The 23,278-nt window shown below is 72.0% G+C and carries 25 protein-coding genes; 18 read left to right on the top strand and 7 right to left on the bottom strand.

What is annotated here, in order from left to right; translation table 11 throughout:
* The first annotated feature begins 123 nt into the window (after positions 1–123).
* The 6 genes from LLS1_RS06940 (at position 124) to LLS1_RS06915 (ending at position 6,557) form a co-directional block, all read left to right on the top strand.
* On the top strand, positions 124–267 hold the full coding sequence (locus tag LLS1_RS06940; RefSeq protein WP_226654286.1) for a hypothetical protein: 144 nt from the start codon (positions 124–126) through the stop codon (positions 265–267).
* 10 nt (positions 268–277) lie between these two features.
* On the top strand, positions 278–1,378 hold the full coding sequence (locus LLS1_RS06935) for a hypothetical protein (protein WP_226654284.1): 1,101 nt from the start codon (positions 278–280) through the stop codon (positions 1,376–1,378).
* Complete coding sequence (locus LLS1_RS06930) at positions 1,378–3,285, top strand: family 20 glycosylhydrolase (RefSeq protein WP_226654282.1); 1,908 nt, start codon at positions 1,378–1,380, stop codon at positions 3,283–3,285. Before LLS1_RS06935 ends, LLS1_RS06930 begins: the two co-directional genes overlap by 1 nt.
* 274 nt (positions 3,286–3,559) lie before the next feature.
* On the top strand, positions 3,560–4,540 hold the full coding sequence (locus tag LLS1_RS06925; protein WP_226654280.1) for a cytochrome c oxidase assembly protein: 981 nt from the start codon (positions 3,560–3,562) through the stop codon (positions 4,538–4,540).
* Positions 4,540–5,382: a cytochrome c biogenesis CcdA family protein gene (locus tag LLS1_RS06920; protein WP_226654278.1), complete on the top strand. Its 843-nt coding sequence runs from the start codon at positions 4,540–4,542 to the stop codon at positions 5,380–5,382. The genes LLS1_RS06925 and LLS1_RS06920 overlap by 1 nt, the downstream gene beginning before the upstream one ends.
* Positions 5,379–6,557 (top strand): redoxin domain-containing protein, encoded by a 1,179-nt coding sequence (locus LLS1_RS06915; protein WP_226654276.1) that lies wholly within the window; start codon positions 5,379–5,381, stop codon positions 6,555–6,557. The genes LLS1_RS06920 and LLS1_RS06915 overlap by 4 nt, the downstream gene beginning before the upstream one ends.
* 14 nt (positions 6,558–6,571) lie before the next feature.
* Here the strand turns inward: LLS1_RS06915 and LLS1_RS06910 are convergent, their stop codons facing one another.
* The gene (locus LLS1_RS06910) at positions 6,572–7,042 is read right to left on the bottom strand and encodes a MarR family winged helix-turn-helix transcriptional regulator (RefSeq protein ID WP_223358039.1); all 471 of its coding nucleotides are present in this window, start codon (positions 7,040–7,042) and stop codon (positions 6,572–6,574) included.
* Between the two features lie 68 nt (positions 7,043–7,110).
* On the opposite strand from LLS1_RS06910, the gene LLS1_RS06905 reads away from it, so the two are divergent.
* On the top strand, positions 7,111–8,880 hold the full coding sequence (locus tag LLS1_RS06905) for a chloride channel protein (RefSeq protein ID WP_226654274.1): 1,770 nt from the start codon (positions 7,111–7,113) through the stop codon (positions 8,878–8,880).
* Positions 8,881–8,984: 104 nt separating this feature from the next.
* Here LLS1_RS06905 and LLS1_RS06900 read toward each other — a convergent pair whose 3' ends face one another.
* Positions 8,985–9,701, bottom strand: coding sequence for a class I SAM-dependent methyltransferase (locus LLS1_RS06900; RefSeq protein ID WP_226654272.1), 717 nt, complete (start codon positions 9,699–9,701; stop codon positions 8,985–8,987).
* Positions 9,702–9,760: 59 nt separating this feature from the next.
* On the bottom strand, positions 9,761–11,236 hold the full coding sequence (locus LLS1_RS06895; protein WP_226654270.1) for an MFS transporter: 1,476 nt from the start codon (positions 11,234–11,236) through the stop codon (positions 9,761–9,763).
* A gap of 107 nt (positions 11,237–11,343) precedes the next feature.
* Between LLS1_RS06895 and LLS1_RS06890 the strand changes: the two genes are divergently transcribed.
* On the top strand, positions 11,344–12,084 hold the full coding sequence (locus LLS1_RS06890; RefSeq protein WP_226654268.1) for a TetR/AcrR family transcriptional regulator: 741 nt from the start codon (positions 11,344–11,346) through the stop codon (positions 12,082–12,084).
* A 48-nt stretch (positions 12,085–12,132) separates the two neighbouring features.
* On the opposite strand, the gene LLS1_RS06885 is transcribed toward LLS1_RS06890, so the two are convergent.
* The 3 genes from LLS1_RS06885 to LLS1_RS06875 are packed head-to-tail and all read right to left on the bottom strand — an operon-like array spanning position 12,133 to position 13,624.
* Positions 12,133–12,480, bottom strand: coding sequence for a hypothetical protein (locus LLS1_RS06885; protein WP_226654267.1), 348 nt, complete (start codon positions 12,478–12,480; stop codon positions 12,133–12,135).
* Complete coding sequence (locus tag LLS1_RS06880; RefSeq protein ID WP_226654265.1) at positions 12,477–13,073, bottom strand: Asp23/Gls24 family envelope stress response protein; 597 nt, start codon at positions 13,071–13,073, stop codon at positions 12,477–12,479. Before LLS1_RS06880 ends, LLS1_RS06885 begins: the two co-directional genes overlap by 4 nt.
* On the bottom strand, positions 13,070–13,624 hold the full coding sequence (locus tag LLS1_RS06875) for an RNA polymerase sigma factor (RefSeq protein ID WP_226654264.1): 555 nt from the start codon (positions 13,622–13,624) through the stop codon (positions 13,070–13,072). Before LLS1_RS06875 ends, LLS1_RS06880 begins: the two co-directional genes overlap by 4 nt.
* Positions 13,625–13,813: 189 nt before the next feature.
* Between LLS1_RS06875 and LLS1_RS06870 the strand changes: the two genes are divergently transcribed.
* From LLS1_RS06870 to LLS1_RS06840, 7 genes are all read left to right on the top strand, one after another.
* Positions 13,814–14,236 carry an Asp23/Gls24 family envelope stress response protein gene (locus LLS1_RS06870; protein ID WP_226654262.1) on the top strand — a complete coding sequence of 141 codons (423 nt, stop codon included), beginning with the start codon at positions 13,814–13,816 and terminating at the stop codon, positions 14,234–14,236.
* Positions 14,233–14,424 (top strand): hypothetical protein, encoded by a 192-nt coding sequence (locus LLS1_RS06865; protein WP_226654260.1) that lies wholly within the window; start codon positions 14,233–14,235, stop codon positions 14,422–14,424. Before LLS1_RS06870 ends, LLS1_RS06865 begins: the two co-directional genes overlap by 4 nt.
* On the top strand, positions 14,421–14,738 hold the full coding sequence (locus tag LLS1_RS06860; RefSeq protein ID WP_226654258.1) for a hypothetical protein: 318 nt from the start codon (positions 14,421–14,423) through the stop codon (positions 14,736–14,738). Before LLS1_RS06865 ends, LLS1_RS06860 begins: the two co-directional genes overlap by 4 nt.
* Positions 14,735–15,307, top strand: coding sequence for a DUF6286 domain-containing protein (locus tag LLS1_RS06855; protein WP_226654252.1), 573 nt, complete (start codon positions 14,735–14,737; stop codon positions 15,305–15,307). Before LLS1_RS06860 ends, LLS1_RS06855 begins: the two co-directional genes overlap by 4 nt.
* Positions 15,304–15,933, top strand: a complete 630-nt coding sequence (locus LLS1_RS06850; RefSeq protein ID WP_226654244.1) for a hypothetical protein — start codon at positions 15,304–15,306, stop codon at positions 15,931–15,933. The genes LLS1_RS06855 and LLS1_RS06850 overlap by 4 nt, the downstream gene beginning before the upstream one ends.
* A gap of 43 nt (positions 15,934–15,976) precedes the next feature.
* On the top strand, positions 15,977–16,150 hold the full coding sequence (locus LLS1_RS06845; RefSeq protein WP_226654242.1) for a CsbD family protein: 174 nt from the start codon (positions 15,977–15,979) through the stop codon (positions 16,148–16,150).
* Positions 16,151–16,330: 180 nt separating this feature from the next.
* Positions 16,331–16,744: a hypothetical protein gene (locus tag LLS1_RS06840; protein WP_226654240.1), complete on the top strand. Its 414-nt coding sequence runs from the start codon at positions 16,331–16,333 to the stop codon at positions 16,742–16,744.
* 159 nt (positions 16,745–16,903) lie between these two features.
* On the opposite strand, the gene LLS1_RS06835 is transcribed toward LLS1_RS06840, so the two are convergent.
* Positions 16,904–17,923, bottom strand: a complete 1,020-nt coding sequence (locus LLS1_RS06835; RefSeq protein ID WP_226654238.1) for a hydroxyacid dehydrogenase — start codon at positions 17,921–17,923, stop codon at positions 16,904–16,906.
* Between the two features lie 146 nt (positions 17,924–18,069).
* Between LLS1_RS06835 and LLS1_RS06830 the strand changes: the two genes are divergently transcribed.
* The 3 genes from LLS1_RS06830 to LLS1_RS06820 are packed head-to-tail and all read left to right on the top strand — an operon-like array spanning position 18,070 to position 23,221.
* The gene (locus tag LLS1_RS06830) at positions 18,070–20,136 is read left to right on the top strand and encodes a heparinase II/III family protein (RefSeq protein WP_226654237.1); all 2,067 of its coding nucleotides are present in this window, start codon (positions 18,070–18,072) and stop codon (positions 20,134–20,136) included.
* Complete coding sequence (locus tag LLS1_RS06825) at positions 20,133–21,269, top strand: substrate-binding domain-containing protein (RefSeq protein WP_226654235.1); 1,137 nt, start codon at positions 20,133–20,135, stop codon at positions 21,267–21,269. Before LLS1_RS06830 ends, LLS1_RS06825 begins: the two co-directional genes overlap by 4 nt.
* Positions 21,266–23,221: a DUF2264 domain-containing protein gene (locus LLS1_RS06820; protein ID WP_226654233.1), complete on the top strand. Its 1,956-nt coding sequence runs from the start codon at positions 21,266–21,268 to the stop codon at positions 23,219–23,221. The genes LLS1_RS06825 and LLS1_RS06820 overlap by 4 nt, the downstream gene beginning before the upstream one ends.
* Positions 23,222–23,278 lie beyond the last annotated feature (57 nt).

The raw sequence follows: 23,278 nt of genomic DNA, 5'->3' as shown, positions 1-23,278 counted from the left end.
TGGGGTCACGCGGTCTCTCGTGATGCCTCGCACGACCAGCTGGTTCCGGCCGCAGTCCTCACCCCGGCCGATACGGCAGCCGTCGCGGAACTCTTCCGGCGGCCGCGCGGTTCGGAGAGGTCCGTGACATTCCGGTCGGGAGGCACGGGCCTCAGCGCCCGCGCGTCACTCGACCGCACCTGCGAACTCGGGATGACGCGGGTGACCGGCCACGTGCGGGAGCGCATCCGGCAGCCGCTGGAGCGTGCGACGCGTCCCGACAGCTAGACGGGTCGGGATGGGAATCTACGACGAGCTCGGCATCACCCCGCTGATCAACGCCTGGGGCACGGTGACCGCCGTCGGCGGGTCCCTGATGGCGCCTGCTGTCGTCGACGCGATGCGCGAGGCCTCCGAGGCGTTCGTGGACCTGCATCTGCTCCACCGGCGCGCCGGCGTGGAGATCGCCCGGATGCTCGGAGTGGAGGCGGCCTGCGTCACGTCGGGCGCCGCCGCCGGGATTACGATCGCTGCGGCGGCGAGCGCCGGGCTCGGCGGGGAGGCCGACCGGCCGGTGCTCCGCGACGAATGCGTGATCCTGCGCGCCCACCGCAGCCGCTACGACCGCGCGGTCACGGTCGCGGGGTTGCGTATCGTCGAGGTCGCGGCGCACGGAGCGTCCGATCTCCGCGCCGCCGTGCACGTCCGGACAGCGCTGGTGCTGTACGTGGCGGAGGCGGAGCACGCCCCCGGGTCACTTCCGCTCGACGTCGTCGCGGGCGCGCTGGAGGGGACCGGCGTCCCTCTGGCGGTCGACGCGGCCGCCGAGCTCCCGCCGCGCTCGAACCTCCGGCGATTCCTCGATCGCGGAGCCGACCTCGTCATCGTGAGCGGAGGGAAGGAGATCCGCGGCCCTCAGTCGTCCGGTCTGATCCTGGGACGTCAGGACCTGATCGCGGCATGCACGGCGATCGGCTTCCCGAACCACGGGATCGGTCGGGGAATGAAGACGGACAAGGAGACGATCGCCGGCCTCGTCCGCGCCGTCGACCTCTACGTCCGGCGCGACGAGGCCGCACAGTTCCGAGCCTGGGATCGGATGGTCGAGCAGATCGTCGGGACGCTCGATGCCCACCCCTTGCTGCACGCGCGTCGGCACCGGCTCCGGGAGGCCGGCATCCAGCCGGCGTCGATCCCTCGAGCGTACGTCACGGCGCCGGCGCTCCCGGCGGAGGAGCTGGCCGCGCGTTTGCGCGCCGGGGACCCCGCCGTCGCCGTCGGGGTCGACGGCGACGCCATCGCGATCAATCCGCAGTGCCTGGAACCCGACCAGGTCCCCGCCCTCATCCGCGCGATCGTGGGGGCGTGCGCATACCGAGCACGTACCGGAGGACACTGATGACCGATCTGATCGGATCGCTCTTTCCGCAGCCGCGTCGAGCGCAGGTCTCCCCCGGCGACGGGCCGGGGCGTGACGCCCCGCTCGTGGTGCGAGTCGACCCGGCGCTGCGCCCGGAAGGATTCCGCCTCCGCGCGGACTCGGGAGGTGTGCTGATCGAGCACGCCGACGAGCGCGGGCTCCGGCATGCGCTGGCGACGCTCGCCCAGCTGCGTTCCCATCCGGACTGGGGGTCGGGCGTCGTCGAGATCACCGACCATCCCGACTTCCCGGTGCGCGGCTACCTGCTCGACATCAGCCGTGACCGGGTGCCGACGCGCGAGACGCTCGTGCGCTATCTCGACCTCGCCGAGCGGGCCCGCCTGAACCACTTCGAGCTCTACATCGAGCACACCTTCGCCTACCGCGGGCACGAGGTCGTGTGGGAGGACGCCTCACCGCTCACGGCGGAGGACCTCCGCTGGTTCGATGCGCAGTGCGTGGCACGCGGCATCGACTTCGTCCCGTCGGTGAACTGCCTCGGGCACATGGAGCGCTGGCTGGTCCACGACAAGTACCGGGACCGTGCGGAGAAGCCCGACGGCTTCGAATGGGCCGGGGAGCACCGCCCGGCGGCGACTCTCCGGCCGACGCGCGAGAACGCCGACTTCGTGCTGGAGCTGCTGACCGAGATCGCCGCGACGACGAGCAGCGGAAAGATCAACATCGGCGCCGACGAGCCGTTCGAGCTCGGCCTGGGCGCCTCAGCGGCGCTCGTCGACGAGCGCGGCCGAGGGGAGGTCTACTTCGACTACGTGCAGTACGTTCTGGAGAACCTGACCCGGCGCGGCTACCAGGTGGAGTTCTGGGCGGACATCTTCGCCGAGCACCCCGAGCTGATGGGACGGGTGCCGCGAGGCGCCGTGCCGGTGGTGTGGCAGTACGACGGGCCGGCCCTCAGCGCCGCAGCCATCGAGCGCGCGGACGACGAGCAGCACGCGAGGTGGGCGGCGATGGACTTCGATGTCGAGGCCACCAGGAGTGGTGTGCGCGGCAGGGCCGCAGGACTGATCGCCGCCGGCGAGCCGTTCTGGCTGGCGCCGGGCACGAGCACCTGGCAGTCGTTCGTCGGCCGGATCGACAACGCGATCGACAACCTGGCCGACGTGGCCCGCACCGGCCTCGACACGGGCGCGCGCGGATACCTCATCACCCAATGGGGCGACTACGGCTCCTTCGATGCGCCATCGATCTCGTTCGGCCCGCTCCTGGTCGGCGGCGCGATCGCATGGTGTTCCGACACGAACCACGACCAGGATGTCGCCGGAGTGCTCGACCGGATCGCGGTCCAGGATGCGGCGGGCGGGTTCGGTCGCGCGACCGTCGAAGCCGGCCGCGCCGCCGCCGCACTCGATTCGCCCCTCCTGAACGCGAGCCAGCTCTTCACGGTGCTGTGGCGCGCCGGCCGCCTTCCCGCCGCCGCCTGGCCGGAACCGGCCGGCATCGCGGCCGCACGCACCCACCTCGAGCACGCGAGTCGAGCGCTCGCCACGGCAGATCCGAGCGCCGGCGACGGCGGGCTCTGTGTCGCCGAGCTCGAGCACGGCATCCGTCTGGCACTCCTCGGGGCGGACGTCCTCGCGCTCGGCCGCGACCGGCTCGACGACCTCGACCCGCGGGTCGCTGCAGAGCTCCGCGACCGGCTCGACCGGCTGGTCGTCGACCAGCGCGCGCTGTGGCTGCGGCGCGCCCGGCCCGGTGGACTCGATGACTCGATCGGCAGGCTGCGACCGTTCAGGCGGCTCCTGGAACGGGCGGCGAACTCGGCTCCGGCCGGAGTCCAGGATGCCGAAGGCCGGGCACGACGCTCCGTGGCTCTGCCGGACCCCAGGGGCGGCCGCCCGGCCGGATCACTGCCCAGCAGCTGAGAGATCGCGGCGGCGGCGGAGCAGCGGCCTCCGATCTCGCGCAGTCGCTCGTGCCTACGGTACGTGGGTCCGTAGACGGAGACCGTCGCGATCGGGGCATCGGCGGCGTCCACGATGACCGACACGACACGCCCGACGTCATCCGCACCGGGAGTCTCGTTCGCCGAACGCCAAAGTTGTGTATAGTCGCAACTGTTGCATGTATGCATCAATAACGACTCTCGAACTGCTCTCCGGATCGACGCCTCCCGTCGACCCGCCATCGGCGCCTGCCATGAGCGGGCCGATGTGGATGCCGATGGCGCCGCCCACGCTCGCTCGCCTGGTCGCGCTGCATCCGCAGCCGGTCCCGGTGATCCCGGTGCTGATGCTCGTCCTGGCCGGCCTCTACACCGCCGGCGTCGTCCTGCTTCTCCGCCGCGGTGACCGGTGGCCGGTGAGCCGCGCGGTGTTCTGGTCGCTCGGGATCCTGAGCGTGCTCGCCATGACGGCCACCGGCATCGACGGCTACGGGATGGAACTGTTCAGCGTGCACATGGTCCAGCACATGGTCCTGTCGATGCTCGCCCCGATCTTCCTCGTGCTCGGCGCACCCATCACCCTCGCTCTCCGCGCGCTCCCGGCTCGGCCGGCGGGCACGTTGTCGGCCCGCTCCCTGCTGCTGTCGGTGCTGCACAGCGCACCCGCCCGATTCGTGGCTCACCCGGCCACGGCCCTCGTGCTCTTCCTGGGCAGCCTCTACGGCCTGTACTTCACACCGGCCTTCGACGGGTTGATGAGCACGATGTGGGGACACAACCTGATGCTGCTGCACTTCATCGCGATCGGGTTCCTCTACTTCTGGTGCGTGCTCGGCGTCGACCCGACACCGCGCCGCGCCTCCCGCGGGCTGCGGAAGTACGCTGCGCCGACCGTGCGGATCCTGGAGCTGGCGGCGACGGCGCCGTTCCATGCGTTCTTCGGCGTGATGCTGATGATGTCGGTCGCGCTCGTCGTCGGCTTCTACCGCATCCCGATCTCCGGCTGGGGGATCGCCCCGCTCGCCGACCAGGCCGTCGGCGGCGGCATCGCCTGGGGCTTCACCGAACTGCCGACCGTGTTCGTGCTCGGCGTCCTCCTCCTGCAGTGGCAGCGCTCCGATGAGCGCACGACCCGGAGGCGGGAGCGGTCCGCTGCGCGTGCCGAAGCGGAACGGCGGGCGTACAACGACTACCTCCAGCGGCTGGCGGCCAGAGACCGGGAGGGCACCCGCTGATGGGGCCGGCCATCGTCTACGCGTTCGCGCTCGGTCTCGCCGCGGCGGTCAACCCGTGCGGTTTCCCCCTGCTGCCGGCCTATCTCGCTGTCTTCCTGGGCTCCGAGCCCGCGCCCGTCGGGACGCGACTTCTCCGAGCGCTCCGCGCGTCGGTCGCCATGACCGGTGGCTTCGTGGCGGTGTTCGCCGTCGTCGGGATCGCGGTCGCCACCGGGGTGCACCTGGCCGTGGCGTGGGTGCCCTGGTTCACCGCGGCCCTCGGCCTGGCCCTCCTGGTCGCCGGGATCGTCGGGGTGGCGGGCCACGAGGTGCGGATCCCCGCGATCGCGCTTCCCTTCCGCTCCGGGCGGGGGATGCTGGCCATGCTCGGTTACGGTGCGGCGTTCGCGGCCACCTCCCTCGGGTGCGCGTTCCCGCTCTTCGCCGCCGCCGTCGCGCCGTCCACCACGGCCGCCTCCGCGGTCGACACGACGGCGGCCGCCCTGTCCTACGCGTTGGGGATGGGACTCTTCGTGACGGCCTGCAGTGTTCTCGCAGCCTTCGTCGGCGCGGAAGCCGTTCGTGTCGCCGGACGGTACGCGAAGCACCTCCCGAGAGCCGCATCGGTGCTCCTGCTGCTGGTCGGGGTGTATGTGCTCGCCGACGGGATGCTGCTCATCCTCGAACCGCGCACGGAGCCGTCATTCGCGACCGTCGTCTCCCGGGCCAGCAGCGACCTGACCACCGCCGTCTTCGCCCACCCTCTGCTCGTCGGCGGGTTCGGCGCCTGCCTCGTGCTCGCCGCGCTGGCCGTCGCCGCCGTCGCCACCCGATCAACACGCCGCCCTCCGGAGAACCAATGACCCCTCGCCGTCACCGCACCTGGCCCCTCGTCGCCGCCGCGACCGTCGTCCTGGCCGGCTTCGCAGCCGTCCTCGTCGCGGCGGCGCAACCGTCGTCCCCCGGGTCCGCCGCCCCCGCGTCCGCACCGACGGAGCCGGGGATCTCGACCGCGGCAGCGAGCCTGCTCCAGCTCGATCCGCTCGGCACAGCCGCGTCGAAGGCCCCCGACTACACGTTGACGGATCAGCGCGGACGGACGATCACCCCGTCGACCTTCCGCGGACGCAGCGTCGTCCTCACTTTCAACGACGACGAGTGTCAGGACCTCTGCACCCTCCTCGCCCAGGACGTCGCCCTCGCCGACCGGGACCTCGGCCCGGCCGCCTCCCGGATCGCCTTCGTCTCGATCAACGCCAACCCGTACCACCCGGCCGTCTCCGACGTCGCGTCCTGGACCGACTCCCACGGGGTGGGCGGCGACGCGAACTGGTACTTCGGCACCGGCTCGCCGGCGACCCTGGCGGCCGTCGCCCGCGCCTACGGCGTGCCGATCGAGCTGGATGCGGCGCACCAGTCCGTCGTGCACGGCACGGAGATCTTCTTCATCGGCCCCGACGGCGCCGAACGCGCCCTCGGCCAGTTCGGCACCGACTCCGCCAGCACGGCGCCGTTCGCACACACGATGGCGCAGGAGGCCGTCGACCTCCTCCCGGCCTCCCAGCGGCGCCCGGTCGCCGGATCGGCCACCGTCGACCTCGCGACAGGAGACACCGGCATCGGCACGAGACCGAAGCCGTTCTCGCTGCCGGCTCTGACCGGGTCGGGCCGCGTCACCCCTACCTCCGGCCACTACACGGTGCTCAACTTCTGGGCCAGCACCTGCACCGCCTGCGTCGGCGAGCTCGCCGACCTCCAGAAGGTGTCGGCCGAGTTCGCCGGGCGGGCCGACCTGATCGGCATCGACGTCTCCGACGATGCCGCCGCGGCCCGCGCCACCACACGACAGGCCGGCACGGGCTACCCGCTCGCGGTGGACGCGAACGGCTCGGTCGCCGGCGCCTACCGGATCTCCGGACTCCCGTACACCGTGATCCTGGACCCGACCGGTCAGGTCGTCATCCGCCACCCGGGCGCGTTCACCGCCGAGCAGCTCGAGTACATCCTCGACTCCCTCGTCCCGCCCGCCACGAAGTAGGGCGGGAGGCCGGGTCAGAGGCCCAGCGTCAGCAGATCCTCCGGCGTCGGCTCGCCTGCGGCCCTCGAGAACAGCTCCATCGCGTCGATGATCTGCTGCTGCTCGTCCGCGGTCAGGGACGTCAGGACAGCGGCGACCTGGCGACGGCGACGCTCGGTGACCTGGTCCACGAGGCGACGACCGTCGTCGCTGAGATCGACGAGGATCTCGCGCCGGCTCTGCGGGCTCTCCTGTCGAACCACCCACCCGCCGTCGACCATGCGATCGATGGTCCGGCTGAAGGTCGACGGGACGGCGCCGACGCGCGCCGCCAGTGCGCCCATCCGCATCGCGCCGGAACCGGCCAGCACGACGAGCACCCGGAACTGCGGCAGCGTCACCTGCTCCAGCGCGTCCGCGACGGAGCGCGCGACGATCCCCAGCAGCGCCCGCGACGCCTGGAGCGTCGCCTCGGTCGCCTCGTGCGGGAAGCCGTGGTCCTGCATGGTTCCTCCAGTGTTACGCTGTTCGATGCACTCATGCAACAGTTGCATCTCTACATGATTGGGGTTCTGTGTCCGCCATCACCGCGAGCATCCGCGGAGTCGTCGACGGCTCACGTGCCAGCATGGCGCACTGGTGGCGACGCGTGCGCGCGACTCCCGCACCTTTGATCGCTTCGGCGCTCGTGGTCGGCGCCGGAGCCGGACTCGCCGCCGTGGTGTTCCGCTGGCTGGTGCAGACGGCGACGCTGATCTTCACCGGCACGGCCGACTACGCCGCCACGACCGGACACCCCGCCAACCCCTGGGTTCCCTGGCTCGGCGGCGCCTTCGTCATCCTCGCCCCCGCGATCGGCGGCCTCCTCTATGGCCCGCTCGTGCATCGCTTCGCGCGCGAGGCCCGCGGCCATGGCGTTCCGGAGGTCATGTACGCCGTCGCCCGCCGCGGCGGACACATCCCGGGCCGGGTCGCCGTCGTCAAGGCGCTCGCCTCGGCGATCACCATCGGCTCCGGCGGGTCCGTCGGCCGGGAGGGGCCGATCGTGCAGATCGGCTCGGCGCTCGGCTCCACCCTCGGGCGGATCACCCGCATGCCGGAGACGCAGCTGCGCACACTCGTGGCGTGCGGTGCCGCCGGAGGGATCGCAGCGACGTTCAACGCCCCGATCGCGGGAGTGTTCTTCGCGCTCGAACTGATCCTGCGCGACTTCGCGACCCGGTCGTTCGCCGCCGTCATGCTGTCGTCGATCGTGGCATCCGTGGTCGGCAGGTCCATCCTGGGCGATCACCCGTTCCTCGCACTTCCGGCGTTCACCGTCGGCCGTCCGAGCGAGTACCTGCTCTTCGCCGGGCTCGGCCTGCTCGCCGGCGCGGTCGGGGTGCTCTTCAGCAAGGTCCTCTACCTCGTCGAAGACCTCTGCGACTGGGCGTGGCGGGGGCCCGAGTGGCTGCGGCCCACCGTGGGCGGCCTCCTGCTCGGTCTGCTCCTGTTCGCGATGCCGCAGCTCTACGGCGTCGGTTACCCCGTGCTCGAGGCGAGCGTCGGCGGCACGTACACCGTCGGCTTCCTGCTCCTGCTCGTGCTCGCCAAGATGGCCGCGACCAGTCTGACCATCGGCATCGGCGGCTCCGGTGGCGTGTTCGCCCCCAGCCTGGTCATCGGCGCCGCGTTCGGTGCCGCGACCGGCGAAGCCATCGGGCTCGTGATCCCCGGTCTCTCGGGTGACGCCGGGACCTTCGCCCTCGTCGGCATGGCCGCCGTCTTCGCCGGCGCCACCCGGGCCCCGATCACAGCCGGCATCATCCTGTTCGAGCTCACGGGCGAGTACTCGATTATCCTGCCGCTGCTGCTCGCGGTGATCGTCGCCACCGGCACCTCGCGACTGCTCAGCCGCGACACCATCTACACCCGCAAGCTCAGCCGCCGTGGCGTGGACCTGACCGCGCCCGCCCTCCCGGCCCTTCGCGGCACGACCGTCTCCGCCCTGATGTCGACGCCACCGCCGTCGATCCGCGGCAGTCAGGACGCCCGCGAGGCGATCGTCCGGCTGGGCGAGTCGCAGCGGCGCGCAGCACCCGTGGTGGGTGACGACGGGTCGTTGATCGGGGTACTCACCGCGGCCGATGCGGCCCAGGCGCTCGCCTCCGACGAGGCGACCGCCTCGCGCACCGCGGCAGAGCTCAGCGAGCGCATCACGGTGCTGGCCGCCGACGAGCATGTCGCCGACGTTCTCGACCAGGTCATCGGGGCGGAGGCGACCGATGGAGTCCCCGTCGCCACGGACGGCAGGCTCGTCGGATGGCTGGCTCCCGCCGACGTGCTCCGCGCGGTCCCATCCTGAGGAGATGGGGCGATCGCCGTCCTCCCGCCGGACGAAGGTCATCGGATCGATGCGGGTCGGAGCCACGACGGAAAGCCCCCGGGAAACCGAGGGCTTTTGCTTTGTCAGCGCTTGACGGACTCCAGATCGAAGAGCAGGAACGCCAGGAACCGGCCGCTGGGACGACCGGTGAACTCGTCGGGGAACCGCTCGTACGCGTCCGCGGAAGGCGCCGGCTCGCTGAGCGCCGTGATCCGGAATCCGGCCGCGGCGAACGCATCGGTCATCGCGTGGAGGGGACGGTCCCAGAACACCAGCTGCGCGCTCCGCCCGCCGAGACTCCACTCCTCGGTTCGCGACCGGATACCGAAGTACTCGGAGTCGCCGCCCGAGAGCCGATCTCCGAGGAAGGTGGCCGAGGGATGCTCCTCCGAGATGATCAGCCTGCCCGCGGGCTTGAGGATCCGCCGGAACTCGCCCAGCGTCGGCCCCCAGTCCTCGAGGTAGTGGAGCACTTGCGACGCGACGACGAGGTCGAAGGTGTCATCGTCGAACGGAAGCGGTTCGCCGAGATCGGCGACGGCGAGATCGGCGCCGTCGCCGAGCCTGAGCGCGGCTTGCTCCACCATCCCGGCGCTGGAATCGACGCCGCTGACGACGGCGCCGCCCGCACGGAGGTCGGCGAAGATCGAGCCGGAACCGCACCCGGCATCGAGCACGCGCAGCCCTGCGACGTTCCCTGCCATCTCGGCGAGTGCGGGCCGGTTGTAGTACTCGTTCAGGAGGCTGGTCTCGTTCAGCGCCGCGTATCCCTCGGCGATCGCATCGTAGGCGTGCGTCATGAGACCGATCGTGTCACACGTGTTGGTGCCTCCACTCTCCCGCGCTGAGACCGGCCCCTTCAGACGACGCCCTGCTCCTCGGCGGGCGCGTGCTCGTCGACGGTGCGCGAGTTGGTCAGCGTGAGTGCTCCGACGCCCGCGATGACACCGACGGCGACGGCGAGGATGCCGAAGATCACCTGCTCGCCGTGGAAGAAGGACGCGACCAGTTCGTGGTTCCACGCCCCGTTCGGCAGAACGGTGGTGACGAGGGCGGCGATGAGCGTTCCGACGACAGCCGTGCCGATGCTCGTGCCCACCTCCTGCGCTGCATCGTTCATCGCCGCGCCCATCGACGTGCGGTTCTCGGGCATCGCTCCCACGAGCGCCACCGCGCAGATGGTCATGACCGTGCGGAGCCCGATCGTCATCACGATCATGGCGAGCGCGATGGCCAGGTAGTTCTGCTGGACGCTCCACGCCATCAGCGCGAGCCCGGCCGCCAGCAGCAGGGCGCCCACGAAGCACGCCATCCGGTGTCCGAAGCGACGGACGAGCCACTCGGTGAGCGGGGTCGCGACGATCATCGTGACGATGATGGGCAGGTTCGCCAGCCCCGCGACCAGCGGCGTCCACCCCCACGCGTACTGGAAGTGCAGCACGAGAGCGAACATCACGCCGGCCATGGCGAGGGAGGTGCCGATCTGGGCGATGGCTGCGCCTCGGACGGTCCCCCCGCGGAACAAGGACAGGTCGAGCATCGGCGCGACCGCCCGCCGCTCGCGCACGATGAACAGGACGAGGGCTGCGACGGCGCCGACCGCGACTGCGATCGTGACCGGGGACAGCCACCCGTTCTGCACGCCGCTCGTGAGGGTGTAGCAGGCGAGGCCGATCGTCAGGATGCTGAGCACGGCGCCGGGGATGTCGAGCCTGTCCTTCGTGAGCCCTTCGGCCGTGTCCGGCGCGACGCCGAAGTGCACGCCGAGACACGCGACGAGGGCGATCGGCGCGTTCACGAGCAGCAGCCACTGCCAGGGGAGGTGCGCGAGCACGCTGCCTGCCAGCAGCGGCCCGAGGACGAAGCCCGACATGCCCACGACCATCATCAGGGTGATCGCGCGCATCCGCAGCTTCTCGTCGTCGAACAACCGGAACACCAGCGAATTGGTGATCGGCGCCATCGCCGCCGCAGCGACGCCGAGCAGCGCGCGCAACGCGATGAGCTCGCCCGTGGTGGTGACCAGCAGCACGCCCAGGCTCAGCAGGCCGAACAGCGCGAGCCCCACCTGGAGCACGCGACGACGGCCGAACCGGTCGGCGATCGACCCGGCCGTCAGCAGCAGGCCCCCGAAGGTCAGCGAATATGCACCGGTGATCCACTGCAGGGAGGTGGTGTCGCCACCGAGGCTGCGACCGATCGTCGGGAGGGCGACGGACAGCAGGGTGTTGTCGACCATCTCGACGAAGAAGGCGAGGCACAGCGCGGCGAGGGGCATCCACGCGGCCTTCATGGAGAGGTAGGTGCGCGGTCGGGCGATGGATTCGGTGCTCATGGCGACTCCTGTATCGAACGGTGTTCGATTCTCGAACACAGTTCGATAGAATAGAACAATGTTCGATAAACGGCAAGCGAGAGCGCCACTGTGATGGGATGGGTGTCATGAGCAGCGCACAGCGGGACACCGACCGACGCACACGTCGCCGCACGACGGCGCAACGTCCCCGCGCCTCGCTCTCGCTCGAGTCCGTGCTGACCGAAGCCGTCGCGATCCTGGACGAGTCGGGCGCGCAGGGACTCACCATCCGCGCGCTGGCCGCCCGGCTCGGAGGCGGCCCGGCGAGCGTGTACTGGTACGTGTCGGGGCGTGATGAGCTCCTCGACCTCGCCGCGGACTCCGTGCTCGCCGGCGTGCTGGAGGAGGTCGCCGATGTGGCATCGGACGACCCGATCGCCGAGTTGCGCACCATCGCCCATGTGCTCTTCGACACCCTCGCCGACCGCCCCTGGCTGGGCGCTTATGCGATGCGTGACACCGGACGCCAGACCCATTCGCTGATGTTGTACGAACGGATCGGCGAACAGGTCATGCGACTCGGCCTCACCGCGCGGCAGAGCTTCTACGCGGCCTCCGCCGTGGTCGGCTTCGTGATCGGCACCGCGGCCGACATGGGCCAGGAGCTTCCAGACGCCGTCACCTCCGGCGAGCTCGACCAGAGGGAGTACCTGGCCGAGGCGACCCGGCAATGGCGCGCGCTGGACCCGGCGCGATACCCGTTCATCCACCACATCGTCGACGAGTTCTCGGTGCACGAGGACCGCGACCAGTTCCGCGCCGGCCTGGACCTGCTGCTGGCCGGGCTCGAGTTGCAGGCGAGAGGGGCGGCGGGGCCCCGCGGCTGAGGGGCCGCCGGAACAGCCGGCCGGCCCGAGCCGCCGGAGCGGGCGTCGCTACTCGATACCGGCGACCGTCACGCGGATGGACGGCTCGTGCATCCCGGAGGCGGCCGCCCAGTCCCTGGCCGTCGCGTAGACCGCTCGGCAGACCTCCGCAGCCGCCCGGTCGGCCCCGACACCGATGCGGATGGCGATGCTCGCCTCCGCGAGCACGATGTCGCCGCCGCCCGGCTCGGTGCGGGCCACCGTCGCCCCGACGGCCGAGGCGATCCTCGCGACGACGTTCGACGCCGGGTACAGGCGAGCGACCCCGGGGATGGCAGCGATCTCGGCCCGCAAGGCGGCTTCGCCGGTCGGCTGCGCACCCGTCATCGCAGCATCGTCCACTCCCGCGGCGCTCATCCCCGTCCTCCGTTGCTGCTCTGGTCCTCGCGAACGTCGGTGACCGTCACATCCACTTCCGTGACGACGAGCTCCGCGTGACGGGCCAGTTCTGCCGCCACCGCTGTCCGCACGCGTTCGGCCACGTCGGCGAGGGGGACGCCGTATCGGACGGAGATCTCCACGCGCACGGCGAGCGGGGCGCCGAGGGTCTCCACGTCTCCGTCGAGCCGGCACCGCCCCACGATCACTCCGTCGATCGAATCCCCGACACTGCGGACGAGCGCGCGGACCGCGCCCTCCGTCAGGGCGAGCTCGGCGAGCGGATCCGGATGGGCGAGGGGGATGCGCCGCCCCGCCTGCACGTCCAGCCGGATGCCGTCGAGGATACGGCCGACCCAGGAGTCGTCGACGGGCACGCGCGCGGCCTCTTCCTCGAGAAGGTCGCGGGTCGTGCGGCTGAGCCGTTCGAGCGAGGCCAGCGCTGCGCGGCATTCCGCGGAGTCCTCGATGCCCGGGTCGGCCGGACGGCGCCCCCTGGCCAGGTAATCGCTGAGCTCGTCGAGGGTGTGCCCGTCGATGAGGGCATCGCCCGGGAGGTGCGGATCGGTCATCGCCACTCCTCCATCGCCTCGAGCAATCGTCGTCGTCCGCGCGCCAGCTGCCCTCGGACGGTGGAGACCGGGATGCCGAGTTCCTGCGCGATCTCGTCGTAACTGTACTGTCCTGCTTCTCGCAGCACCCAGCACCTCCTCTGCAGCTCGGGCAGATCGTCGAGCGCCCTGCCCAGGGCCTCGCTCGCCGTGCGCACCTCGGCCCGGTGCTCGGGATCGTCGCGCACGGGCGCGGCCGCGTCGACCTCACTGACGTCGTCGTGGTCGTGGCGCGCACGGATCCGGTCGATGCACCGCCGGCTCAGGATCCGCATCAGCCAGGACTTGACCGCGGTCCCTTCCTGCAGCTCGCCCAGCCTCCTCCAGGCCGTGACGAACGTCTCCTGGACCACGTCGTCGGATTCGTAGGTGGACCCCAGCATGCGGCGCGCGTAGGCGCGCATCAGCGGGCCGTGTCTGCGCACCAGGACCTCGAACGCGACCGTGTCGCCGTCCGCCGCGCGCCCGGCGAGCGTGTCGTCTCCGGCATCGTCGAGGAGGCGACCGCTCATCCGAGTCCATCCCCTTCTCCGCACCGGCCCCGCGAGCGTACGCTCGGCATCCGACGACGGCTAGTGCCCCCGTCGTTCGTGGCTCTAAGCGATCTCCCAGCTTCGCGGCGTGACGAACGGCCCGGCCGACCCGTCTCAGGGGTGAGGGTCGCACGAACGGCCCCGATACATCCAACGGAAGGACAGCTCATGGCCACCACCACGACCACCACCACCGCCGGCCCCGCCGAGTCCGCGCTGGGCAAGACCGTCATCAACGACGCCGTCGTCGCCAAAGTCGCCGGCATCGCCGCGCGCGAGGTGCCCGGTGTCTACGCCCTCGGAGGCGGCGCCGCCCGCGCGCTCGGCGCGCTCCGCGACGCCGTGAACGCGACGGATCTCGGCCAGGGCATCAGCGTCGAGGTCGGAGAGCGCCAGGTGGCGGCCGACGTGACCATCGTCGCCGAGTACCCGGTCGCCCTCCAGAAGGTCGCAGCCGATGTCCGCTCCGCGATCGCGCAGGCGATCGAGCGCATCGTCGGGCTCGAGGTCACCGAGGTCAACGTGACGATCAACGACGTCCACGTCCCGAGCGACGACGACGCCAGCGACCAGGAGGCTCGAGTCCAGTGAGCACGGCCAAGTTCGGCGCTCTGATCGGCGGCGGCCTCGCCGTGGTGTGGGCCGCGTTCGGCTTCTGGGTGTTCGTCGGCGTCGCGGCCGCGTCCCTCGTCGGCTCTCTCGTCGCGCGCGTCGCGAGCGGCGAGATCGACCTCGGCCGGCTGGCCGACGCCTTGCGCGGCCGCCGCTCGTCGTCGTGACCGCCGGCCGGGACCGGTTCACCGCCATGGCGCTCGAACACCTCGCGCAGGCGGTGGCGGCCGACGAACTCGGCGTCGAGCGCCGCCGGGTCGCTGCGCGCGTGCGCGATCAGGGAGGTTCGCTCGCCGTCCGAGTGACCTCGCCCCTGGCGATGCCGCCGCTGACGATCGAGCCGGAGACACCGCTGACGGTTCGACTGGGCGAGGCGGGCGGGAGCATCCGCGCGCGCCTCACCGCCCTCACCGGGCTGGCGGTCGTGCAGGTCGATATCCGCGCCACCGGCGCGGTCCTGACCGAGAGGAGAGTGAGATGAGCGGAGTGGACGCACGGATCGTGCGCCGGGAGACGCACTCCCCCCGGTCGACAGCGGCCGTGGTGACGGCGATCGCGATCGCCGTCGTCGTGTGCTGGCTGGCGCTGGAGAGCGTCCTGCACCTCCTTCAGCTGCCTCCGGTGCTGATGAGCCCGCGTGACATCCTCACTCGCGTGTCGGCAGCCCCCTCCGCCGGATCCGCGACCCTGGTCGTCGTGGCGGTCGCGGCGGGGCTCCTCGGCCTCGTGCTGCTCGCGCTCTCGATCCTCCCTGGCCGTCGGCCTCGCCGCCGCCTGCCGGCCGAGAGGCTCGCGATCGTCGCCGACGACACGATGCTCGCCTCGGCGCTCGCACGCCGCGCGGCACAGGTCGCCGGAGTCGCTCCCGATGCGGTCACGGTCTCGCTCGGTCGGCGCAGTGGCACGGTGCGGATCGTCCCGGTCAGCGGAGCACCGGTCGACCGCGACGCCGTCCGGAACGCCGTCACGGAGGAGTTCGCTGCGGCGGGCACGGGAGCGCCGATGCGCATCGCCGTGGTCGTGCCGCCGAGCGGAAAGGTCGGATCATGAACTCCACCAACCGGGCGCTGAACCGCCTGCTGCTCGCGATCACCGGACTGGCGTCACTGCTGGCGGCCGCTGCCGCCGTGCTCCTGCTCGCCGTCCCCGGCGCGGCCTCCGTCTGGTCGCGGACGGCGGGGAACGCTGTGACCACTGCGGACGCGGTGTTCGGACGACCACTGTGGCCGGGCACCACAGTCAGTGCGGCCGCCGTCGTCTCGCTGCTCGCCGCGCTCGTGTTCGTCGTGCTGCTGCTCGCGTTCATCCTGCGTCAGGGGCACGGCGGCACCTCGACAGTGGCGACCGTCGGAACACCCGACGGCGCCGTCGAGATCGACACGGCGATCCCCGCCGCCCTCCTCGCCGACCGTCTGGACCCGGTGCCCGGCGTGGACGGCGTGACCGTCAGCGCCTACCGCGTGAGCGGCACACCCGCTCTCAAGATCACGGTCCGCTGCAGGCGCGGTGCTTCGCCGCGCACGATCGCGGACGCACTCGACGACGCGGTGTCCCGACTCCACGATGCACTGGGGACTCCACTCCCCGTCTACGCGCAGCTGGTCGGCGGATTCCGCGCCCGCCTCCGTGCCCCGGCACGGGTCGACTCGTCCACGAGCGCCGCCCGGCCCTCGTGAACGCCCCGCACCACCACCACAACAACCAGGAAAGGAGACAGCCATGAGCGCTGCCGACAAGATCAAGAACACCGCGCAGGAGCTGAAGGGCAAGGCCGAGGAGGTGATCGGCAAGCTGACCGACGACGACAAGAAAGTCGCCGAGGGCAAGGCGGACCAGGCCGCCGCGAAGGTCAAGAACGCCGGCGAGGACATCAAGGACACGTTGTCGAAGTAGGCGCCTCCCGAAGCAGGCGCCTCTCGAAGCAGGCGCCGGCGTGGTCGACGGAGCGGCGGTCCCGTGCGGGCCGCCGCTCCGTCGGCGTTCGGCCCCTCCGAGCAGTTTTCGAGAAGCGGCCTCTCACGCCGCGGCGTAGGTTGAATCCGGATCGACCGACGAAAGGCGAAAGGGAGCAGCATGGCGACGACGTTCAGCGCCGAGGAGAAGGCCGCGATGAAGGCGGCGGTGGCGGAGAAGAAGGCCGCACAGGCGGGCGCCGATGCGGCCGCGGCGTGCGCCGAGGCGATCGCGGCGCTCACCGGCGCCGACAAGGAGCTCGCGGAGACGTTCCACCGGCTGGTTGCCGAGAACACCGACCTCGCGGCGAAGACCTGGTACGGCATGCCGGCCTACGCGGACGCCGCAGGAAAGACGGTCGTCGTCTTCAAGCCGGCCTCGAAGTTCAAGATGCGGTACGCGACGATCGAGTTCCAGCCCGCCGCGGGGCTGGACGACGGCGACCTGTGGCCGGTCGGCTTCGCCGTCGCCCGGCTGGGCGCGAAGGAGCAGGAGCGGGTGGCGCAGGCGCTGCGGAGCGCGGTCGGGCGCTGAGCTCCACGCCTCACCCCTCCGTCCGCAGCACCTGCCGGAAGACCTCGAACGCGCCCGCCAGCGATGGAGGACGGTCAGCGCGAGCGGCAGGACCAGGGGCCAGGCCAGGAGCGCAGACCGATCTGCACCGTCCGGTGAAGGGGAAGGGTGTCGTCCGGGTCAGGCGCTCAGGCGGAGTGCCTCGCTCGTCACCTCGTCGAGCAACGGCTCGCCGGTCGCGTAGCGCTCCAGCTCGTCGAGGGCGGCGTCGGTCATGCGGTGGATCTCCGACCCGAGGGATCCCGCGAGGTGCGGGGTGACCATCACGTTCGGGAGGCAGTACAGCGGGGAGTCCTCGGGCAGCGGCTCCGGGTCGGTGACGTCGAGGATGGCGTTGAGCCGGCCGGAGGCGCACTCGCGCTCGAGCGCCGCGGTGTCGACCAGGCTCCCCCGCGCGGTGTTGATGAGCGTGGCGTGGTCGGGCAGCGCGGCCAGCTGCGGTGCGGCGATCATGTGCCGGGTCGACGGCAGCGCGGGGGCGTGCAGCGACACGACGTCGACCCGCGGCAGGAGGTCGTCGAGGCTCGTGGGTACTCCCCCCGCAGCGACGATCTCGCCCGGATCGGCATAGGGGTCGGCGACCAGACACACGACGTCGTCGAGCTGCTGCACCAGGCCGACGACGCGGCGGCCGACACGGCTGAAGCCGACGACCCCGATGGTGCGCCCGAGGTTCGACAGCTCGCCGAAGCGGTGGATCTGGAGGCCGTGGTCGCGGCGCACCTGCGGGTCGGCGGCGATGAACGGCGCCTTCTTGCCGGCGAGGATGATCGCCGCCAGCGTGTACTCGGCGACCGGGACGGCGTTGGCCTCGGCGACGGAAGTGGCGCGGATCCCACGCTCCCAGAACTCGGGAGTCACCTGCGGGCGCACCGTGCCCGCGCAGTGCAGCATCGCCCGCAGGCGCGGCATGCGGTCGAGCCGCTCGGCGTCGAGTCGGGGCGCTCCCCAGCCGGTGAGCAGCACCTCCACGGTCGCGAGCCGGTCCGCCAGCGCGGGATCGTCCAGGTCGTCGGCGAGCACCGGGTCGGGCACGCGTGCCAACCGGTGGAGGCGTGCCAGTCGGGGCGCGTCGAACTGACGCTCGAACACGTCGCGGTCCATCACGACGAGCGCTTCGGGGGGAGTGATCTCGGTCATCGCCGCCAGGCCCAGCCTTTCCGTCCAGCGGCGATCGCGGGTCGTTGCGTCGTCGCGTGACTCAGTACATACTCAGACCCGTCACAAACAAACCAATCATTCACGATCGAACACGAACACACACGATCGCATACCCGGAGGCAACGGTGCCGCACCTCTCGCATCCCACCACGACCGACGATCACGCGGCAGGGGCGCGCCCGGCGGACGGCGACGTGTTCTCGCGGGTGAGCGCCCACACGGCGCCGCCCGTCGGCACCCAGGCCACGGCGGAGCCGTTCGAGGGACCCCTGTTCGCCCACTGGGGCGACGGGATGCGGGAGCCCGCGCTGCGCGCGCTGCTCGGCGCCGCGGGCACGGAGCGCATCCAGGACCGCACGGGCATCCCTGCGGCCTCCGATCGGAGCGTGTGGGACCGGCTGGACCCGATCACGCTCGACGGGCTGGCCGCCGAGGCCGAGCCCGAGCGCGGCCTCCCCTGGCCCGGCGTCCCGGCGTCGCTCTTCGCCCGTTACGCGCGCGACGGCGACCGGCGCGGCTACGAGGCCGCCGTCGACGCCCGCCAGCAGCGTCTCACCCGCGCCGTCGTCCTCGCCGCGACGACGCGTGGCCCCGCGTGGATCGACGAGGCCGCCGACGGCGCGATCGTGCTGTGCGAGCAGAGCACCTGGTCGCTCTCCGCCCATGACGACGCCGGCGCCCGCCGTGGCTTCGTGGTGCCCGACGCCGCCTCCCCCTACCTCGATCTGGTCGCCGGTGAGATCGCCGCCCAGCTCGCGGTCGCCGACCGGGTGCTCGGCACGGACTGGGACGCCGCGTGGCCCGGGGTCCGCGAGCGCATCCGGCGCGAGGTGGAGGTGCGCGTCTTCACCCCGTTCGAGACCCGGGACGACCTCTGGTGGCTGGGCTACTGGCGGGACGTCAACAATTGGAATCCGTGGATCCTCGGCAACGTGCTGCTGTCCGCGGCCCTGCTGCTGGACGATCCCGTGCGGATCGCCGCGATGATCGCGCGCGCACTGGACAGCCTCGACCGGTACGTCGCGACGCTGCCCGCCGACGGCGCGATCGACGAGGGCGTCGCGTACTGGTGGAACGGCGCCGGGCGCATGCTGGAGTTGCTGGAGCTCGTCGCCCAGCTCACCGACGGCGGGCTCGACGCGGGCGGCGTCCCCGTCGTCGCCGAAGTGCTGCGGTTCCCGATGCGGATGCAGCTCGGAGCGGACTGGTACGTCAACGTGGCCGACGGCTGGGCGCGCAGCCGGCACGCGGAGCCGTGGCACCTCCCGTTCCGCTGGGGTCTGCGCCTCGGCGACGACCGGGTCGTGGACTGGGCCCGCGGGGCTCGGCAGCCCGGGCGCCCGATCGCGCCCGCGACGGGCGGCCTGCCCCGCTTCGTGCGCGCGGCGGCCGACGCACGGTGGCGGGAGGCACCCCCCGCCGCGCCACCGCTCCCGCAGTCGGTGTGGCTTCCGTCGGTGCAGGTGCTGGTCTGCCGAGCGGTGGCCGGGAGCACGGGAGGCCTCGCGCTGGCCGCCAAGGGTGGCACCAACGACGAGAACCACAACCACAAGGACCTCGGTTCCTTCATCGTGGCCGCGGGCGGGCGCCCTCTGCTGGTCGATGTCGGCAAGCCGACGTACCGGCGCGAGACGTTCAGCCCCGAGCGCTACGGCATCCGCGCGATGCAGAGCGGCTGGCACAACGCGCCGGCGCCGCACGGCCTCGAACAGGGGGAAGGCCCGGCGTTCGAGGCTGCGGTCGTGACGGCACCGCACGGCGAGCCCGCCTCCGCGCCCGGGGTGCCGGAGAGCGTCGCCCTCCCGATCTCGCTGGAACTGGATCTGACCGCCGCCTACCCGCTGGCGCCCGGCGAGCGGTGGCGACGACGGGCGTCCCTCGTCTCGCCGTCCCGCATCGAGATCCGCGACGAGTGGCGGCTGCAGGCCGACGCGAAGGTGGACGACGGACCGATCGCCACCCTGCACCTCGTCGCCGCCGGGGAGGTGCACCGGTCGGCCGACCGCGTCGTCGTCTCGGCCGACGGGCGCGCGATCGCCATCGACGCCGCCGGCCTGACGCCGGAGCTGGAGGCGTGGGCGCTCGACGATCCGGAGCTCGCGGGAGTCTGGGGCGAGCGCCTCACGCGGCTCTCGTACCCGCTGGCCGACCTCGCAGGCAGCCTGACGATGACCATCGAGGAGATCCGATGACGAACAGAGAGCCCCTGTACTCGGTGCAGCGCCGCGAGCGCATCATGGACCAGCTGCGCGAGCGCGGCGCGGTGAGCGTGAGCGCACTGGCGGTCGAGCTGGGCGTCAGCGAGCTGACCGTCCGGCGCGACATCAACACACTCGCCCAGCAGGGCCTGGTCACGCGCGTGCACGGAGGTGCGACCCTCCGCAGCTCCCTCGACCCGGGCGCACGGTCGCCGGGCGCGCCGATGGTCGCCAAGTACACGATCGGGATGGTCGTGCCCTCGCTCGAGTACTACTGGCCGCCGATCGTGCACGGCGCCCGCGCACAGGCGGCCCAGCTGAGGGCATCCCTCCTGCTGCGCGCCTCGACCTACGACTCCCGGGACAACCGCCGTCAGGTGGAGGCGCTGCTCAAGGTGCCCGGACTGCACGGGCTCATCGTCGCTCCCGACACCCTGGGTGACGATGCGATCGAGACGCTCCGCTGGCTGGACTCCCTGCCCGTGCCGGTGGTGCTGGCCGAGCGGCGGGTGCGCACGGCCGCCGCCGCCCGTCGACTGGACTCCGTGGTCTCCGACCACACGGCCGGGGCGTCCCTCGCGGTCCACCACCTGCACGAGGTCGGCCACACGCGCATCGGACTCTTCATCGAGAGCGAGAGCCCCACCGGCCGGTACGTGCGCCGCGGCTGGCAGTCGGCCCTCGCCTCGCTCGGTCTTCCCACCGACGTCGCGATGCTGCGCGGCATCCGCTTCGACGCCCCCGGCCGGGAGGAGGCGATGGACGCGGCCCTCGACCTGTGCCGCACGACCGGCACCACCGCCGTCATCGTCCTCCCCGACCCTCAGGCCATCGCGCTCGAGCAGCACGCGCTCGACCGCGGCGTGGGGGTGCCGCACGACCTCGCCATCGTCGCCTACGACGACGATGTCGCCCGCTTCGGCGACCCGGCCATCACCGCGGTCCGGCCGCCGAAGGAGTTCGTGGGCCGGGAGGCCGTCAACCTGCTGATCGCCCGGCTGGAGGCCGGAGAGGGCCGGCCCGCCTACCGCGTGAAGCTCAGTCCGGAGTTGCACATCCGCCAGTCGACGCTGCCCGCGTCGATCGCCCCCGCCGCATCACTCGACGAAGGAGACGAGACCGCATGACCGCCGCCGATTCCGCCGCCACCACCGACCCGGCGCGTCCCTTCGACACCGCGCGCATCGCCTTGCCGCCGGAGGACCGCTCGCTCTCGCCGCTCACCGGGTGGACGCGCGACCACTGGGCAGCGGTCGCCGACCACCTCCTTCTTTCCCTGCGACCGTATTTCACGTCGACGCGGAGCCGGGTGCAGCTGCCGGGCATCGTGAGCTCGCACGGCACGGACAGCGACGGGCTCGAAGGGTTCGCCCGCTCGTTCCTGCTCTACGCCTTCCGGACGCGCGGCGAGGCCGGCGTCGATCCCCTCGGTCTCACGGAGTGGTACCGAGACGGGCTGGTGGCCGGGACCGACCCGGCGGGCCCCGAGCGCTGGCCCCTCCCGAGCACCGTCGGCCAGGCGAAGGTGGAGGCGGCCTCGATCGCGCTCGGCCTGCAGCTCACCCGCCCGTGGCTCTGGGACACGCTGGACGCGGCGGAGCAGCGGAACGTCGTCGCCTGGCTGGCCGACGCACCCGCGGGCTGGTACCCGGACAACAACTGGCTGTGGTTCCGCATCACGGTGGAGACGTTCCTCGCCTCCGTCGGCGGCCCGCATGATCCCGCGCGGATCGCCGCCGACCTCGCGACCATCGAGTCGTACTACCGCGCGGACGGCTGGTACGCCGACGGCTCCACGCGCGCGTTCGACTACTACTGCGGCTGGGCCATGCACCTCTACCCGCTGCTGTGGACGGCCTCCGCCGGCGCCGACGCCTTCGGCGCCCGCGCCCTGGAGCCGGTGTTCCGGTCACGGCTCACCGACTTCCTCGACGACCACGCCGCGCTGATCGGCGCCGACGGCATGCCGGTGCTGCAGGGGCGGAGCCTCATCTACCGGTTCGCCGTGGCGGCACCGCTCTGGATGGGCGCGATCACGGGTGCGACGCGCGTCCCGATGGGCACGCTGCGCCGCGGCGCCTCGGGCATGCTGCGGGCGTTCCTGGACCGCGGCGCGGTCGACGCGCGCGGCCTGCTCTCGGTCGGCCTGCTCGGCGAGTGGCCGGCGATGGCGCAGTCGTACTCCGGTTCCGGATCGCCGTACTGGGCGGCCAAGGGATTCCTCGGGCTCGCACTCCCCGCCGACCACGAGGTGTGGACGGCGGTCGAGGAGCCGCTGCCGGTCGAGCGCGGCGACGTGCGCCGTGTCGTCCGCGCGGCGGGGTGGATCGTCAGCGGCACCGCGGCCGACGGGGTCGTGCGTGTGATCAACCACGGGACCGACCACGGGCACCCCGGTGAGCACACCGCCGACTCCCCGCTCTACGCGCGGCTCGGCTACTCGTCGGCCAGCCTCCCTCCGCTCGTCGGAGCGACGGTGACGGCGCCCGTCGACAACACCGTCGGCGCGGTCGACGCGGAGGGGCGCTCGACGAACCGCTCGGGCTTCGCACGCGGGGTCATCGGGGACGACGGGGTCGCCGCGTTCGCGACGTCGATCGCGCGCACGCACTGGGTCGACGGGGACGACGGCGGTCCCGATCACGGCTCCGGCCGCACCGGTCGTGTCACCGAGGGGCCGACCCTCGTGACCGGCTCGCTCGTCCGCGGCGCGTGGGAGGTGCGCGTCATCCGGCGGGTCGCCGACGAGCGAAAGGACTCACCCGTGCGCCTGCGGGTGAGCGGGTGGCCCGTCTCCGACGCGACGCCCGCCGTCGCTCGGCTCGTCCCTCTGCTCGGCGACGCGACCATCAGCACGCACACCGAGCCGGACACCTCACCGCTCGGCCGCACCAGCGTGGAGTGGGCCGAGTTCCACGGGGTCGCCGTCGACGACGTGATCGGCGTCGCGACCGCGGTCGGTCGCGCAGCGCTGCCCGATGCCCCGGCTCTGCGGGTGCTCCACTCCGTGGAGGGCGACCCGAGCGCGGAGGTGACGTGGCCGGACGGGGCGGTGAGCGTCCTCCCCCTGATGGCCTGAGGCGCATGACCCCCCTTGACGGGGTCATCGTCGGATCGTAGATTATCGATTACTCAC

This window comes from Leifsonia sp. LS1, from assembly GCF_020521355.1.
In the GTDB taxonomy this organism is placed as follows: domain Bacteria; phylum Actinomycetota; class Actinomycetes; order Actinomycetales; family Microbacteriaceae; genus Leifsonia.
This window is presented reverse-complemented; position numbering and strand designations above follow the sequence as displayed.

What these genes read in the sequence shown, in the direction of transcription:
- LLS1_RS06935 (WP_226654284.1), top strand. Translation starts at nt 278, where the DNA reads ATGGGAATCTACGACGAGCTCGGCATCACCCCGCTGATCAACGCCTGG.
- LLS1_RS06930 (WP_226654282.1), top strand. Translation starts at nt 1,378, where the DNA reads ATGACCGATCTGATCGGATCGCTCTTTCCGCAGCCGCGTCGAGCGCAG.
- LLS1_RS06925 (WP_226654280.1), top strand. Translation starts at nt 3,560, where the DNA reads ATGAGCGGGCCGATGTGGATGCCGATGGCGCCGCCCACGCTCGCTCGC.
- LLS1_RS06920 (WP_226654278.1), top strand. Translation starts at nt 4,540, where the DNA reads ATGGGGCCGGCCATCGTCTACGCGTTCGCGCTCGGTCTCGCCGCGGCG.
- LLS1_RS06915 (WP_226654276.1), top strand. Translation starts at nt 5,379, where the DNA reads ATGACCCCTCGCCGTCACCGCACCTGGCCCCTCGTCGCCGCCGCGACC.
- LLS1_RS06910 (WP_223358039.1), bottom strand. Translation starts at nt 7,042, where the DNA reads ATGCAGGACCACGGCTTCCCGCACGAGGCGACCGAGGCGACGCTCCAG.
- LLS1_RS06900 (WP_226654272.1), bottom strand. Translation starts at nt 9,701, where the DNA reads ATGACGCACGCCTACGATGCGATCGCCGAGGGATACGCGGCGCTGAAC.
- LLS1_RS06895 (WP_226654270.1), bottom strand. Translation starts at nt 11,236, where the DNA reads ATGAGCACCGAATCCATCGCCCGACCGCGCACCTACCTCTCCATGAAG.
- LLS1_RS06890 (WP_226654268.1), top strand. Translation starts at nt 11,344, where the DNA reads ATGAGCAGCGCACAGCGGGACACCGACCGACGCACACGTCGCCGCACG.
- LLS1_RS06885 (WP_226654267.1), bottom strand. Translation starts at nt 12,480, where the DNA reads ATGAGCGCCGCGGGAGTGGACGATGCTGCGATGACGGGTGCGCAGCCG.
- LLS1_RS06880 (WP_226654265.1), bottom strand. Translation starts at nt 13,073, where the DNA reads ATGACCGATCCGCACCTCCCGGGCGATGCCCTCATCGACGGGCACACC.
- LLS1_RS06875 (WP_226654264.1), bottom strand. Translation starts at nt 13,624, where the DNA reads ATGAGCGGTCGCCTCCTCGACGATGCCGGAGACGACACGCTCGCCGGG.
- LLS1_RS06870 (WP_226654262.1), top strand. Translation starts at nt 13,814, where the DNA reads ATGGCCACCACCACGACCACCACCACCGCCGGCCCCGCCGAGTCCGCG.
- LLS1_RS06855 (WP_226654252.1), top strand. Translation starts at nt 14,735, where the DNA reads ATGAGCGGAGTGGACGCACGGATCGTGCGCCGGGAGACGCACTCCCCC.
- LLS1_RS06850 (WP_226654244.1), top strand. Translation starts at nt 15,304, where the DNA reads ATGAACTCCACCAACCGGGCGCTGAACCGCCTGCTGCTCGCGATCACC.
- LLS1_RS06845 (WP_226654242.1), top strand. Translation starts at nt 15,977, where the DNA reads ATGAGCGCTGCCGACAAGATCAAGAACACCGCGCAGGAGCTGAAGGGC.
- LLS1_RS06840 (WP_226654240.1), top strand. Translation starts at nt 16,331, where the DNA reads ATGGCGACGACGTTCAGCGCCGAGGAGAAGGCCGCGATGAAGGCGGCG.
- LLS1_RS06835 (WP_226654238.1), bottom strand. Translation starts at nt 17,923, where the DNA reads ATGACCGAGATCACTCCCCCCGAAGCGCTCGTCGTGATGGACCGCGAC.
- LLS1_RS06825 (WP_226654235.1), top strand. Translation starts at nt 20,133, where the DNA reads ATGACGAACAGAGAGCCCCTGTACTCGGTGCAGCGCCGCGAGCGCATC.
- LLS1_RS06820 (WP_226654233.1), top strand. Translation starts at nt 21,266, where the DNA reads ATGACCGCCGCCGATTCCGCCGCCACCACCGACCCGGCGCGTCCCTTC.